Origin of the sequence: Pseudophaeobacter flagellatus, assembly GCF_021228235.1 — a bacterium.
In the GTDB taxonomy this organism is placed as follows: Bacteria; Pseudomonadota; Alphaproteobacteria; order Rhodobacterales; family Rhodobacteraceae; genus Pseudophaeobacter; species Pseudophaeobacter flagellatus.
Genome location: NZ_JAJQRG010000004.1, coordinates 78440 through 92716, shown reverse-complemented (window position 1 = coordinate 92716; position 14277 = coordinate 78440). Strand labels below are relative to the sequence as shown.

14 protein-coding genes are annotated in these 14277 nt (G+C 59.2%); 7 read left to right on the top strand and 7 right to left on the bottom strand.

The annotated features are described in order from the left end of the window. The first annotated feature begins 19 nt into the window (after positions 1-19). On the top strand, positions 20-664 hold the full coding sequence (gene nth / locus LRK71_RS09340; RefSeq protein WP_232402864.1) for an endonuclease III: 645 nt from the start codon (positions 20-22) through the stop codon (positions 662-664). Next, positions 661-1650: an adenosine kinase gene (locus LRK71_RS09335; RefSeq protein ID WP_232402863.1), complete on the top strand. Its 990-nt coding sequence runs from the start codon at positions 661-663 to the stop codon at positions 1648-1650. The genes nth and LRK71_RS09335 overlap by 4 nt, the downstream gene beginning before the upstream one ends. A gap of 103 nt (positions 1651-1753) precedes the next feature. On the opposite strand, the gene LRK71_RS09330 is transcribed toward LRK71_RS09335, so the two are convergent. Continuing rightward, positions 1754-2242 carry a MarR family winged helix-turn-helix transcriptional regulator gene (locus tag LRK71_RS09330; RefSeq protein ID WP_232402862.1) on the bottom strand — a complete coding sequence of 163 codons (489 nt, stop codon included), beginning with the start codon at positions 2240-2242 and terminating at the stop codon, positions 1754-1756. 83 nt (positions 2243-2325) lie between these two features. Here LRK71_RS09330 and LRK71_RS09325 point away from each other — a divergent pair, with 83 nt between their 5' ends. Continuing rightward, positions 2326-3198, top strand: a complete 873-nt coding sequence (locus LRK71_RS09325; protein ID WP_232402861.1) for an EamA family transporter — start codon at positions 2326-2328, stop codon at positions 3196-3198. Positions 3199-3267: 69 nt separating this feature from the next. Here the strand turns inward: LRK71_RS09325 and LRK71_RS09320 are convergent, their stop codons facing one another. Next, on the bottom strand, positions 3268-3750 hold the full coding sequence (locus LRK71_RS09320) for an RNA pyrophosphohydrolase (protein ID WP_232402860.1): 483 nt from the start codon (positions 3748-3750) through the stop codon (positions 3268-3270). Positions 3751-3918: 168 nt separating this feature from the next. Between LRK71_RS09320 and LRK71_RS09315 the strand changes: the two genes are divergently transcribed. Next, positions 3919-5946 carry an NADPH-dependent 2,4-dienoyl-CoA reductase gene (locus tag LRK71_RS09315; protein WP_232402859.1) on the top strand — a complete coding sequence of 676 codons (2028 nt, stop codon included), beginning with the start codon at positions 3919-3921 and terminating at the stop codon, positions 5944-5946. Between the two features lie 82 nt (positions 5947-6028). Here the strand turns inward: LRK71_RS09315 and LRK71_RS09310 are convergent, their stop codons facing one another. Next, positions 6029-7795 carry a methyl-accepting chemotaxis protein gene (locus LRK71_RS09310; RefSeq protein WP_232402858.1) on the bottom strand — a complete coding sequence of 589 codons (1767 nt, stop codon included), beginning with the start codon at positions 7793-7795 and terminating at the stop codon, positions 6029-6031. A gap of 371 nt (positions 7796-8166) precedes the next feature. Between LRK71_RS09310 and LRK71_RS09305 the strand changes: the two genes are divergently transcribed. Then, a complete protein-coding gene (locus LRK71_RS09305) occupies positions 8167-9084 on the top strand; it encodes a LysR family transcriptional regulator (protein ID WP_232402856.1) in 918 nt (305 codons plus the stop codon). Positions 9085-9242: 158 nt separating this feature from the next. On the opposite strand, the gene LRK71_RS09300 is transcribed toward LRK71_RS09305, so the two are convergent. The 4 genes from LRK71_RS09300 to LRK71_RS09285 are packed head-to-tail and all read right to left on the bottom strand — an operon-like array spanning position 9243 to position 12330. After that, positions 9243-10277 (bottom strand): OmpA family protein, encoded by a 1035-nt coding sequence (locus LRK71_RS09300; RefSeq protein WP_232402854.1) that lies wholly within the window; start codon positions 10275-10277, stop codon positions 9243-9245. Beyond that, the gene (locus LRK71_RS09295; RefSeq protein WP_232402853.1) at positions 10274-10846 is read right to left on the bottom strand and encodes a peroxidase-related enzyme; all 573 of its coding nucleotides are present in this window, start codon (positions 10844-10846) and stop codon (positions 10274-10276) included. The genes LRK71_RS09300 and LRK71_RS09295 overlap by 4 nt, the downstream gene beginning before the upstream one ends. A 6-nt stretch (positions 10847-10852) precedes the next feature. Next, complete coding sequence (locus LRK71_RS09290) at positions 10853-11611, bottom strand: GNAT family N-acetyltransferase (RefSeq protein WP_232402852.1); 759 nt, start codon at positions 11609-11611, stop codon at positions 10853-10855. Then, complete coding sequence (locus LRK71_RS09285; protein WP_232402851.1) at positions 11608-12330, bottom strand: competence/damage-inducible protein A; 723 nt, start codon at positions 12328-12330, stop codon at positions 11608-11610. Before LRK71_RS09285 ends, LRK71_RS09290 begins: the two co-directional genes overlap by 4 nt. 199 nt (positions 12331-12529) lie before the next feature. On the opposite strand from LRK71_RS09285, the gene sfsA reads away from it, so the two are divergent. Continuing rightward, complete coding sequence (gene sfsA / locus LRK71_RS09280) at positions 12530-13231, top strand: DNA/RNA nuclease SfsA (protein ID WP_232402850.1); 702 nt, start codon at positions 12530-12532, stop codon at positions 13229-13231. Between the two features lie 162 nt (positions 13232-13393). Continuing rightward, positions 13394-14203, top strand: a complete 810-nt coding sequence (gene map / locus LRK71_RS09275; protein WP_232402849.1) for a type I methionyl aminopeptidase — start codon at positions 13394-13396, stop codon at positions 14201-14203. Positions 14204-14277: the final 74 nt, after the last annotated feature.

Here is a 14277-nt window from a genome sequence, read left to right as displayed (position 1 = left end):
AAAGGCAATAAGACCCGCAATGGCAAAGCAACTCGATTATCATACCATCCGCGAGATATTCTCGCGATTTCAGGCAGCCGAACCAGAGCCAAAGGGCGAGCTGGAGCATGTCAATGTCTATACGTTGCTGGTGGCTGTGGCCCTGTCGGCGCAGGCAACCGATGCTGGCGTTAATAAAGCCACCCGTGCCCTGTTCAAAATTGCAGACACCCCGCAGAAGATGCTGGATCTGGGGCTGGACGGCGTCACCGAACATATCAAAACCATTGGTCTGTTTCGACAAAAGGCCAAGAACGTAATCAAGCTTAGCCAGATCCTGGTGGATAACTACGGCGGCGAGGTGCCAAATTCGCGTGCCGCACTGCAGTCGCTGCCGGGGGTTGGCCGCAAGACCGCCAATGTGGTGCTGAATATGTGGTGGCACCAGCCTGCCCAGGCGGTGGACACCCATATCTTTCGCGTTGGCAACCGGTCCGGCATTGCGCCGGGCAAGGACGTCGATGCGGTGGAACGCGCCGTCGAAGATAATATTCCCGCTGACTTTCAGCAACATGCACATCATTGGCTGATCCTGCACGGCCGCTACCACTGCAAAGCACGCAAGCCGCTTTGCGGCACCTGCCTGATCCGCGATCTCTGTCAATATGAGGACAAGAACCTATGAAAACCTACCAAATCGTTGGCATCGGCAACGCGGTTGTCGACGTAATCTCGCAAAGCGATGACAGCTTTTTGGCCCATATGGGCATCGAGAAAGGCATCATGCAGCTGATCGAGCGGGAGCGGGGCGAAGTGCTTTATGGCGCGATGGAAGGCCGGGTGCAGACCCCAGGCGGATCCGTCGCCAATACCATCGCTGGCGCCGGATCCCTGGGCCTGGATGCGGCCTTTATTGGCCGGGTACACGACGATGCCCTGGGCCATTTCTACGCCAATGCGATGAACGAAGAGGGTGTCGATTTTGTCAATCCACCAGTCACCGGAGGAGAGCTGCCAACCTCGCGCTCCATGATCTTTGTCTCGCCCGATGGTGAGCGGTCGATGAACACCTATCTTGGTATCTCTTCCGAGTTGAGCAGCGCCGATGTACCCGATGCGGTGGCGGGCAACGCCCAGATCATGTTCCTCGAAGGCTATCTCTTTGACAAAGACAAGGGCAAGTCAGCCTTTTTGGAAGCGGCGCGCGATTGCCGCAAGAGCGGCGGCAAATCCGGCATTGCCATCTCGGATCCGTTTTGTGTCGAACGCCACCGAGCAGATTTCCTGCAACTGATCGAACACGATCTTGATTTTGTCATCGGCAATCAAGACGAAATCAAATCTCTGTTTGAAACCGACGATCTGGAAACGGCTCTGGCCAAGACCAGCGCGATCTGCCCACTGGTGATCTGCACCCGATCAGGCGATGGCGTCACTGTGATCAACGGCGAGACGCGCCTGGATGTGCCGGTAAAAACCGTGGTGCCTGTGGATGCGACTGGCGCGGGCGATCAATTTGCCGCTGGTTTCCTGTTTGGCATGGCGACCGAGCGCGATCTGGAGACCTGCGCCAAGATCGGCAACCTCTGCGCCGCCGAAGTCATCAGCCACATCGGCCCACGGCCAGAGACCAATATGATCGCACTCCTGCGCGAGGCTGGCCTTCTGTAACTGCCCACAGCCAGCGCTGTGGGGAGTGGGCAAGCGGCACGCGGTCAGACCGCGCGCGCCGCGCGCCAGTCTTGTGCTGCGCCCTGGCGACATGGGCAAGAGCTCAAGCCTGATTCACGGCAACCAGCGCTCGTGACAGCAGAGTTTTGAAACTGCTGCGTTCGACCTGTGACATCCCCGCGAGCAGGCGCTCCTGCGTGGCCACATGTTCTTCGACCACCTGATCAATCAGGGCTAGCCCCTCGGGGCTGAGTTCGATCAGAAAACTGCGACTGTCGCCCGGATTAACCTGGCGCAGCACCAGGCCGTCGGCCTCTAGCCGGGCAATCCGGTTGGTCATGGTCCCCGAGGCCACCATCGTTGCAGACAGCAAAGCCCCAGGTGACAGCCGATAGGGTGCCCCAGAGCGGCGCAGCGTGGCCAGCACATCAAATTTCGCCGCATTCAGACCAAATCGGCCAAAGGTCACCTGCATCCCCTCTTGATAGGCAAGGTACAGCCGGGCCACCCGTCCGATGATCGCCATGGCGCTGACATCCAGGTCGGGCCGCTCTTGCGCCCATTGGTCAGTGATAAAATCTACATGGTCCATATTTGATCTTTGGGTGTATTTTATCTTGACGTCAAGATAAGATCCATTATCTCGACATCAAGATAACTCACAGGAGACACCCGATGCCCCGACTGGATCTCATCCTTACCGCGCTTGCCCCGGCTATCTGGGGCAGCAGCTACATCGTCACCACCAGCCTGTTGCCCGGCCAATCCCCACTGTTGGTGGCGCTGCTGAGGGCGCTGCCCGCCGGGCTATTGCTGCTGCTTGTGGTGCGTCAATTGCCACCGTTGAACTGGGTTCCCCGGCTCTTGGTACTGGGGGCGCTGAATTTTTCGCTGTTCTGGACGCTGTTGTTTGTGTCTGCCTATCGCCTGCCCGGCGGGGTTGCCGCCACACTGGGCGCGGCGCAGCCGCTTCTGGTGGTGTTTTTCTCGGCCTATGCGCTGAACACCCCCATCCGCCCCGCCGCGTTGCTCGCTGCGGGCCTTAGCATTATCGGCGTGGCGCTTCTGGTGCTGTCTCCGGCGGCAACGCTTGATCTCTGGGGCATTCTGGCAGGGCTGGGTGGCGCGGCCTCGATGGCGGCGGGGGTGGTCTTGACCCGCAAATGGCAGCCGCCGGTGCCACCGCTTACCTTTACCGCCTGGCAGCTGACCGCCGGTGGGCTGCTGCTGATCCCCTTTGCCCTGTTCGGGCTGGACACCATTCCCAGTTTCACCAGCGCCAATGTAATCGGCTTGGCCTACATGAGCCTGATTGGTGGCGCGCTGACCTATATCTTGTGGTTTCGTGGCCTATCACGGATTGAACCTGCCAAGGTCTCCCTGCTGGGGGTGCTCAGCCCGCTGTCGGCGGTGCTCTTGGGCTGGGTCATCCTGGCGGAACGCCTGACCCCGCTGCAAATCGCAGGCGCGGCGCTGACCCTGTTCAGCCTCTGGCTGGGGCAGACGAAACTACGCCTCTTTCGTGCCAAAACCGCACCGCAGCCCTAATGCCCCATAAAGATAAGAGGGCGCCTGCCCCTCTGTCGCGATCATTGGGCAAACAAGCAAATGGGGCGCTTACAGATGCGCCTCAAATTCCTGAACCACACGGGCATAGACCTCGCGCTTGAAGGGAACAATCTTTTCCACCAGCTGATCCACCGGCTGCCAGCACCAAGCCGAAAATTCCGGATGCTCGGTTTCGATATTGATCTGCTCGTCACGACCAAGAAACCGCATCAGATACCATTTCTGTTCCTGGCCGCGATATTTGCCACCCCAGAATTTGGGCACCACATCCTGCGGCAGATCATAGGGCAGCCACCCATCGCTTTCTGCAATTATTTCAACCAGATCAGGACTGACGCCGGTTTCTTCTTCAAGCTCGCGCAGGGCGGCAAGGCGGGCGTCTTCGCCCCGGTCAATTCCGCCTTGGGGCATTTGCCAGGCATCCTGAAATCGGTCTTTGCGCTGCGCCACAAAAACCTCATTCTTGGCATTGATCAGCATGATGCCGACATTGGGGCGATAGGGCAGCTTTGCGATCTCTTGCGGCGTCATTTTGGGGGTCCTTGGGTAGGGGCGGCGTTCGAAGGTGCCGATGCGGGAAAGTGATTTCGCCCCTTTAGACCCGGTGTCGCTGGGGCAGGCAAGGGGGTGACGCCGCGTTGAGGCGTGACAAGCGCCCTCCCACAGGGCAATTTCACCGCAACTGCAAGGGAGAGTGTCATGACTGCGTACCCAAATCTTCTGGCGCCGCTGGATCTTGGATTTACCACACTGAAAAACCGTGTGTTGATGGGCTCTATGCACACGGGGTTGGAAGAAACCAAGGACTGGAATCGGGTGGCGGAGTTCTATGCCGAACGGGCGCGCGGTGATGTTGGGCTGATGGTCACCGGCGGCATTGGCCCCAACCTTGAAGGTTCGGTCCTGCCTGGGGCCTCGATGATGACCACGGACGAGGAGGTCGCCAGCCACGCCATTGTCACCAAACGCGTGCATGAGGCCGGTGGCAAGATCGCCATGCAGATCCTACATGCGGGCCGGTATTCCTACGGTCCCAAATGCGTCGCCCCCAGCCCGGTGAAATCACCAATATCCCCCTTCCCGCCCAATGAGCTGGACGAAGAAGGTATCGAAAAGCAGATCGCAGATATCGTCAATGCTGCCGTGCTTGCCCAGCAAGCGGGCTATGACGGGGTGGAGATCATGGGCTCCGAGGGTTATTTTCTCAACCAGTTTCTGGTTACCCATACCAACAAGCGCACCGACCGCTGGGGCGGATCTTATGAAAACCGCATGCGGCTGCCCATTGAGGTGGTGCGCCGCACCCGCGAGGCGGTTGGGACCAACTTCATTATCATTTATCGCCTGTCGATGATCGACCTGGTGCCCAATGGCTCGACCCATGATGAGGTGGTGCAGCTGGCACAAGAGATAGAAAAGGCTGGTGCCACCATCATCAACACCGGGATTGGCTGGCACGAGGCCCGCATTCCAACTATCGCCACATCCGTTCCCCGCGCGGCCTTTGCCTGGGTCACAAAAAAGCTGATGGGCAAAGTTTCCATCCCGGTGATCACCTCGAACCGGATCAACACGCCAGAGGTGGGCGAAGAGGTACTGGCAACGGGCTGTGCCGATATGGTCTCCATGGCGCGGCCAATGCTGGCGGACGCGTATTTTGTTGCCAAGGCAAAGGCGGGCAAAGGCAATCAGATTGCGCCCTGCATCGGCTGCAATCAGGCCTGTCTCGACCATACCTTTGGCGGCAAGCTCACCTCTTGTCTGGTGAACCCTATGGCCTGCCACGAAACAGAACTGGTGATCGGCAAGGCCGATGTGGCCAAATCCGTGGCGGTGGTGGGCGCAGGCCCCGCAGGCCTGTCCACGGCCCTCGCCGCAGCCGAGCGCGGCCACCGGGTCACCGTCTTTGACAGGGCAGATGAAATTGGCGGCCAGCTCAACATGGCGAAACAAGTCCCTGGCAAGGAAGAATTCTGGGGATTTGTCGATTGGTACTGCACAATGGTGGCCGAGGCAGGCATCACCCTGAAACTGGGCCACAGCGTTGCAGCTGATGATCTGACCGGATTTGATGAGGTGGTCATCGCCACCGGCGTCATCCCACGCGACCCCGGCATTCCGGGACAGGATCGAGCCAATGTCCTGAGCTATATCGACGTGCTGCGCCACAAAAAGCCTGTCGGCAAAACCGTGGCTGTGATTGGTGCCGGTGGCATTGGTTTTGATGTCAGCGAATACCTGCTGCACGAAGGCACCAGCCCAACCAAAGACCTGCCCTTGTGGATGAAGGAATGGGGCGTTACCGACCCAGCAGAACATCGCGCCGGCCTCGCCCCCGAAGGGCCTCAACCCGAGGCCCCGGCCCGCGAAGTCACCCTGTTGCAGCGTAAGAAACAGGCCCATGGCAAGGGGCTTGGCAAGACCACCGGCTGGATCCACCGCGCAACGCTGAAAATGAAGGGGGTGAACTTTGTCGGCGGCGTCAACTATGAACGCATCGACGACGAGGGCCTGCATGTCAGCTTTGGCGAGGCGCGGGAAAACCCCACGGTGATCGCCGCCGAAACCTTTGTGCTCTGTGCCGGGCAGGTGCCTGACCGCAGCCTTGCGGATGCGCTAGAGGCCAAGGGGGTTTCCTGCCATGTCATCGGCGGCGCCGATGTTGCTGCCGAGCTGGATGCCAAACGCGCCATCAATCAGGGCACCCGCCTGGCAGCCACGCTGTAACGCGGACAACAAGCCCCGCAAAATAGGTGGGGGCACCGCATACAGGCGCGGTGCCCCCATTTTGTTTCCAGTGGTGGCAAGATCAGGCGATCCGCCGTTCGGCCTGTTCGCCCCCTGATTCGCCAGTAAACTTCTGCAACAGATCCGCCAGCCGCGAGGCTTCGTTCTGCATCGTCTGACTGGCGTTGCTGGTATCTTGAACCATGGCCGCATTCTCTTGGGTGACCTTGTCCAGCTGGGCAACCCCGACGTTGATTTCGCGCAGTCCCGATGCCTGTTCAGTCGCAGAAGACGCGATGGAAGACACCAAGCCAGAAACGCTGGTCACACTCTCGACAATCTGAGTCAGAGTTTCACTGGTGGCCAGCACCAGGCGTTCGCCTTCGGCAACTTGCGTCGAACTGTTAGTGACCAACCCCTTGATGTCACTGGCAGATTTAGCCGCCAAATGGGCCAGGCTGCGCACTTCAGAGGCAACAACAGCAAAGCCGCGACCAGCCTCACCTGCGCGGGCGGCCTCTACCCCAGCATTCAACGCCAAAAGGCTGGTTTGAAAGGCGATATCGTCAATTACGGTAATGATCTTGCTGATGCTTTCCGACGATTCAGCGATAGAGCTCATGGCCTGCATTGCCTGTTGCATCACCTCGCCGCCCTGTTCGGCACGTCTGCGTCCTTCGGCGGCCTGCTGATCTGCCGCCTGGGCCTGTTCTGCAGCGGATTGGACGCTGGCTGACAGTTGTTCAAGTGCAGCGGCGGATTCTTCCAGGGTCGCGGCCTGGGTTTCTGCCCGGTGTGACATCTCATCCGACATGGTCGACAGGCCACGTGCGTTTTCGTCTACCGCACTGGAGCTGGTGCGCAGATCATCAACCAACCCCCCAATGGCGCTGGCCAAATCATTGAAATCAATGCAAAGCATCTCATAGCTCTCGCCCAAATCACTCCAGTCCCCTGCAGTGATACGCTGCTGCATATCGCCAGATTTCAGGTGCGCCATAGCACTGCTGAGGGTCTGAAACAGCTCTACCCGACGCTTGTTTTCCTCCTGATTGCGCACCTCGATGGTCTGTGCCTCGCCCAGCCTGTCGCGCAGCGCGGCAAGATTGCGGGCAATTGCGCCCAACTCATCGCGCCGATGGGTATCTTCGATCTCGCTGCTATAGTCTTCCTCAGCCAGTCGGCTGACCGCATTTGTGGCCTCAACCACCGGACGGCTGAGCAACTGACCAAAAACCAGCGCCATGACCAGAGAGCCAATCATCGCCGCCAGACTGGTCCCCAATTGGATCGCCTCGCTGCGCGCGATCGAAGCCGTGATCTGATCCTCGACCAGCTGCTTGCGTTGCCCCATCGTATCTTGCAGCACATCAACCCCATCACGCAACGACGAGATCGCAGGAATAATCTCACTATATGCAATATCCCGGCGGGCCTCTGGTTCGGCCTGTTCCAGCCGTGCGGTTGTCACTGCAAACTCATCCAGAATGGGCTGCAGCGCCATCACAGCGTCAAAGATATCTGGCTGCCTTGCACTCTCGATAGAGACTGAGACGAAACGACCTTCGGCGGCGGCGACTTCCGCAATCACCTCGTCGATGTTGCCACGCAACCCGGCAAGCCCCTTGGCATCACCTCCGGTATACCCCAGCAGATCCGCCAACCCCTGTTCGATGTCTTCTTTCATATCATCGAGGCTCTTGAGTTGCGCCACCACCAGACGGGACTGATAGATGCTATCGGTCAAACGATTGCTAACCAGCCAGGATGTTGCTGCAATTGCAGAAAGCATTGCCACAAAGATGCCCCCCAAAATAAAGATCTGTGTCCGCAAAGAGAAACGATGCATTGTAGCTTACCCTCAAGAATTGATGCCGAGAACATGGTGTCCAGTTGGGTATTACTGTGCCGGGGACAGGTATATATTCTGTTATCTTTTCCTATTTTGCGGGCGCAGCAGGACAAATCTTCCTACCTTTTCGTTCACATTTTAATCTACGCAGTCCCCGTATCACGCACAACACGCAGTCTGATTATGTCTTGGCGCACAGCTAAGCTGTTGTGCAGGCTATATATTGCCGAGGCCCTCAGCCAGACACCACCGTTTCCACAATGCAAACGATCCGGCAAAAACCCTGCAATTATCCCACCTCTGCCGCGTTCTTGCCAGAATTCAGCGCCAAACCAAGGTTCAGTAAACGTACAACAAGGACCCTGCAAATGGATCGACTGACCGAAATGGAGGCCTTTGCCAATGTCGTGGACCAAGGCGGGTTCACGGATGCGGCAAAGAAGATGGGAATTTCCAAATCCGCCGTTTCCAAACATGTCTCCAGCCTGGAAACCCGGTTGGGCGCACGACTGCTGAACCGCACCACGCGCCGGGTATCGCCGACTGAAATTGGTCTCGCCTATTATGATCGCGCCCGCCGGGTGCTGAATGATGCCGGAGAGGCCGACGCCCTGGTTTCTTCCATGCAATCCGCCCCCTCTGGTTTGCTGCGCATTTCAGTGGCCACCGATTTTGGCGTCAATCACCTGTCGCCAGTTCTGTCTGAATTTCTGCGTGATTTTCCCGATATCACCGTCAACATGGTTCTCAACAACCGCTATGTCGAGCTGATCTCGGAAGGGTTCGACATGGCCCTGCGGATTGGCGAGCTGGAAGACAGTTCCCTGAAGGCGCGCAAGCTGACCGAAACCAACAAGCGCATGATCGCATCGCCCAGCTATCTTGAGAGCTTTGGCCGCCCACAAAAGATTGACGATCTAAACAGCCACAAGCTCTTGCATTATTCCAACCAGTCCAGCGGCAATGTCTGGAAGATCACCGCGCCGTCCGGCGAAAAACGCCAGGTGCGCACCACCGGCTGGCTATCGGTGAATGACGGTCAATCCCTGCTGAACGCGGCAATTTCCGGTTTGGGCATCGCCTATCTTCCCAGCTATCTCTACTCTGAAGCCATGGCAGAAGGATTGGTCGAAGACGTCATGCCCAACCTGCCAATGGAAACCCAGGGCATCTATGCGGTTTATCCACCCGGAAAGTTTACCCAGCCCAAAGTGCGCGCCTTCATTGATTTTCTGGCACATGCCTTTGCCGACAAGGACGCCATGAACTGGTCCCATTCGACCTAAGCCCCGGATGGCGAGATAACTTGCCGACATCAGAACCAAATTGCTGGGCGGGATCTGACGTTTCCCTTGGCACCCCCCCAGCATGCAACAGCCCCTGCCCAGGCGGGGGCTGTTGCTTGTTCAGCCCGTCGCTGTCAGCAAGGGCAATCGGGCCGGGCCTACCTAGACAGCAGCACCACTTCGACCCGGCGGTTTATCTCGCGCCCCTCAACCGTAAGGTTGCTGGCCAGAGGCGCCATATAGCCGGCACCTGCGACCTCGATGCGATCTGCCTCTATTCCGTATTCCTGCACCAGAGCTTCTTTCACCGATGCCGCACGGCGCTGCGATAGCGCGACATTATCCGCCAACCCGCCAACCGTATCGGTATGGCCGACAATCAGAATTTTGGCCTCTGGCTGGCCCGTCAAGAATGCCACCAACCGCTCCAGGCTGGGGCCTGCGCCCTGCCCCAAGGTAATCGCCCCGGTATTAAAGGCCATCCCCTTCAGCACCGCATGACCCTCTTGCAACAATTGTTGCCGCAGCTGCAGTGGCACCTTGGGCGCGGGTCGTTCAGCGCCTGCAACCGTCAGCGGTGGTTCTGTTGGCGGGCCAAGTTCGATCAGTTGAATATAGCTGGCCTCACCACTGTGCGACACCAAAAGAGACGCCAGCCGCGGTTCGGGGCTGTCCGGGATCTGCGCCGCCAAAAAGTGATAATCCGACAGGCTGACCACCATATCGGGGGCAGGCATCACCTCGATGCCAAAGCGGAAATCAAAACCGCCGCACTGGCGCGCGGCGCATTGGAACAGGATCTCGTAGCCCTGCGCCACCAACTGGCTGCGCAAAAGATCCAGCACCTGCAGCACCGTGGCTTCGCCCTCCAGCTGCCAACTGCGCCGCAGAATTCGTCCTTCGGCCAGGCGCTGCGGGATGCCCTGTTCGGAATAGGGGCCAATCGGCAGGGCATAGCTGCCCAATGCCGTTTCCCGCCGCGATCTGAGGCTGGCACCCGCAGGCAGTTGCAAATCCATCTCTGCCACTGCCGCGTCCCCCTGTGCCAGCACCGGGGATGCCGCCAGCCAAAGCCCTGCGCCCAGCACACCAGCTAGGGCAAGGGCCGCGAGGTCGACAGGGCGTCGCTTTGACGGGCCGGAGCTTGCTTGGCCCGGTGCCATCTGGCCAGGCGTGATCTGGCCATATGTCATCTAGACTGGGCGTGATAGGCGTCGTTCGGCGCCATCCCCGTGGCCGAGGCAACCCGGTTGGACATATTATAAAAGCCGGTCACATTGGCAATGTCCCAGATATCACGATCCGTGAAACCAACCTGGCGCAGGGCGGCGCGGTCGCTTTCTTCGATCTCGGCGCTCGCCTTGGTCACCTTGACGGCAAAATCCAGCATCGCCCGCTGCCGGGCTTCCAGCGGGGCCACCCGGTAATTCATCACCAGCATTTCCCCCAGCTTGGGGTCGCCAGACAGTTGGCGCACCGCCGCACCATGAGCTGCGAGACAATAAAAACAGCTATTTACTGCCGAAACCACCACAGCGATCATCTCGCGCTCCAGCTTGCTCAATGCACTGTCACCCAGCATCAGCTCGTTATAGAGCGCACTGAATGTATTCAGTTTGTTTTCATCAAAAGAATGGGCGCGCAGCACATTGGGCACCATGCCTAGCTTATCCTGGCAGACATTGAAATATTTCTGCATGCCAGCAGGCAGCGGATCCAGCGGTGGCAGATCCAGCGCGGTGGGGGCGGTTTCCTCAGTCATGGTCAATTACTCTCCTGTTGGCAAATGGCGATAGTGATACTGTCCGCAGCAGGTCATGCCGAGGGATGCGTAGAGCTTGTTTGCGCCGGTATTGGCCTTGGTGCAGAGCACCGCCATTTCATGCGCGCCAACCTCGGCAGCCCAGAACCCGGCCTGACGCATCATCCAGACCCCCATGCCACGGCGGCGCTGGTGGGGCAGGATTTCCAGCGCATGCACCATGGCCACACCATCATGCACCGCAACAAACCCGGCGCCGGCCGGCTTGTCATCATAGCGTCCCAGCAAGGCAGCCTTGGGGCCGGACACCCGCTCCATCACCGCCTGCCGTTCCATGCCGATCCCGCCGGCGATCCAGATCTCGCGCTGGATTTCCAACGGCGACCAGAGCGCAAAGGTGGTGACGCGGGGAATTTCAACCTGCGTCAATAGGGAAACGGGGCAGGTCCAGAGGTTGACCGGATCCTTGATCGCATAACCGCGAGCCGCCAGTTGCGCGTCCAGCTCTGCCTGGCCATCGCCGATCATGAAAAGACAGCTTTGCCCCATGGCGCGCATCGCCTGTTCTGCCACTGTGATCTCGGCCTCGGTGGCCGTACCCTCGACGCTGGCGGCCGAAACCCGGCTGCCGGCACCCTGCCCTTCGCGCAGCGTAACCGGACCCAGGCGGCGTTTGCTCGCAGGTGGCCAGGTGGCCTCGACCACCTCGTAGTATTTGGGATCTGTCAGGGTATCTGTGGCAACATCAGCCGATCCATCGGTCATAGCCCCATCTCCTGTGCCAGTTCGCTCATGGCGGCATCAACCGCCGCGCCTTCCTGGCCCCGGATCACCACATTGGCACCATAGGCCCCGTTGTGCTGAAACGGATAGCACCCAATCGACACGTCGCTGTGGCGCGCCGCCAAATCCGACAGGAAGGCCGCGATATCGCCCTCTCCGCGCATCAGGCGCAGGCTTTGGGACAAGAGCGGTGCGCCGCCGCTCAGCCCTGGCAGCACGCTGGCCACCATGGCCTGAAACACCATTGGCACCCCAGCCATCACATGCACATTGCCCAGGCTGAACCCCGGCGCCGAAGATACCGGATTGTCAATAAGAAGCGCCCCGTCAGGGATCCGCGCCATGCGCAGGCGGGCGGCGTTCAACTCCTGACCAGAGTTGGCATAATGGGCCGCAAGGATCGCGCGGGCATCCTCGCGCACATCCAGATGCGCTTCAAAGGCCTGGGCGATACAGTCAGCAGTAATATCATCATGGGTGGGTCCAATGCCGCCGCTGGTGAACACGTGATCGTATCCAGCGCTAAGCGCCTGCACTGCCGCAACAATTGCCGATGCCTCGTCGCTGACCACACGCACTTCCTTGAGGTCGATGCCCTGTTTGGTCAGTTCGGTGGCGAGAAAATGCGTATTGGTATCGCGGGTGCGCCCGGACAGGATTTCATCTCCGATGACCAGCATCGCTGCACTGGGGTTGGGCATTCGTTCGCTCCATGTTGCGGCTCTGAGTCTGGCCTGTTCTGCAGGATAGCTCCTCCTGCCTTGAGGGCAAGACGCCATCCTGTCCCATCCGACAATTGCGCCCAATTGCCCGCAAGAGTCGGGTGCAGATCTGCCCGGCCTATTGACGGGATTCCTGTGATAGATTGACATCCCCGCCGCCTGCGTTACCCAAAGGCGCATGGACTTTACCACACCCCTGATCCGCGCCACCCTGCTGCGCCGCTACAAACGCTTTCTTGCCGATTGCCGCCTGGCGGATGGTCGCGAAATCACCGCCCACTGCGCCAACCCCGGCTCTATGATGGGGCTGGCCGAACCGGGCATGGTGGTTTGGCTGGAACCCAATGATGATCCAAAGAAAAAGCTGAAATACGGCTGGCGGTTGGTGCAGCATGATGATGGGAATTTTACCGGCGTTGATACCTCGGTGCCTAATCGTGCCCTGAAGGCCGCCCTGATGGCAGGCAAAATCCCCGCGTTAGCCGCCTATAAGACGGTGCGCCCCGAAGTGAAATATGGCGACAACAGCCGGATTGATTTCCTGCTGTCCCAGCCCGGCCTGCCCGATTGCTATGTCGAGGTCAAAAGCGTCACCCTGTCGCGCCAGCCGGGGCTGGCAGAATTTCCCGACAGCGTCACGGCACGAGGCACCAAACATCTGAACGAGCTGGCAAACATGGCCAACCAAGGCTATCGCGCCGTGATATTCTATCTGGTACAGCGCACCGATTGCAGCCGTTTCGCCCTGGCGTCCGATATCGACCCAACCTATGCGGCAGCCTTCAAGCGGGCCCAGGCGGCAGGGGTGGAACGGCTGATCTACACCACCGAGATTTCCCCGCAGGCCATCACCATCGGCAAGCCGCTGCCCGGCGTCTGACCAAACCGCCCGCGATCTGGCCCCTTGGCTTTTGCTGAGGCTTCTTTCAAACTGGCTTCAGGATTTGGTCGCAGATCTCGGTTTTGCCGCGCGCCCTCTGGTTCTTTTCACCAAATCCGCTTACATAGCCCTGCAAAACACGAGCCTACGGAGCCCAGCTTGATGAGATCAAAAGACGGCCGCACCACCAAAGACGGCATTCGCATTTACCAAGAGGCCGATTTTGCCGGCATGCATGTGGCAGGAAAGCTGGCCGCGCAGATCCTTGATGACATCGCCGTGTATGTTGTGCCCGGTCAGACCACCGGGGAAATCGACCGCATCATCACCAATATGGTAGAAGAGGCCGGCGCCAAATCGGCCACCATCGGTTACAAGGGCTATCAGCACGCCAGCTGCATCTCGGTAAACCACGTGGTCTGCCACGGCATCCCAAGCGACAAAAAGCTGAAAGACGGAGATATCCTCAACATTGATGTCACGGTAATTGTCGATGGCTGGTTTGGCGATACCTCGCGGATGTTTGTGGCAGGCAAGCTGTCGCGCAAGGCCGAGCGCCTGATCCAGGTCACCCATGACAGCCTGATGAAGGGGATCGAGGCGGTTAAACCCGGCAACACCTTTGGCGATATTGGCCATGCCATCCAGTCCTACGCCGAAAGCCAGCGCATGAGCGTGGTACGCGATTTCTGCGGTCATGGCCTGGGACAGGTCTTTCATGCGCCGCCCAACGTCCTGCACTATGGCCGCCCCGGCACTGGCCCGAAACTGGAAGAGGGCATGTTCTTCACCATCGAACCCATGATCAATCTGGGCCGCCCGGAAACCAAGATCCTGGCCGATGAATGGACAGCCGTCACCCGCGACAAATCGCTGACCGCCCAGTTTGAACATTCCATCGGCGTGACCGCAGATGGCTATGACATCTTCACCCTGTCGCCCGGCGGCAAGTTTCACCCGACCTACGGCTGACACACCACTCGGTGCGACCCATAGCAAAGCCCCGACCGTTGTGGTTGGGGCTTTGCTGTTTGCGGGTACCGCCG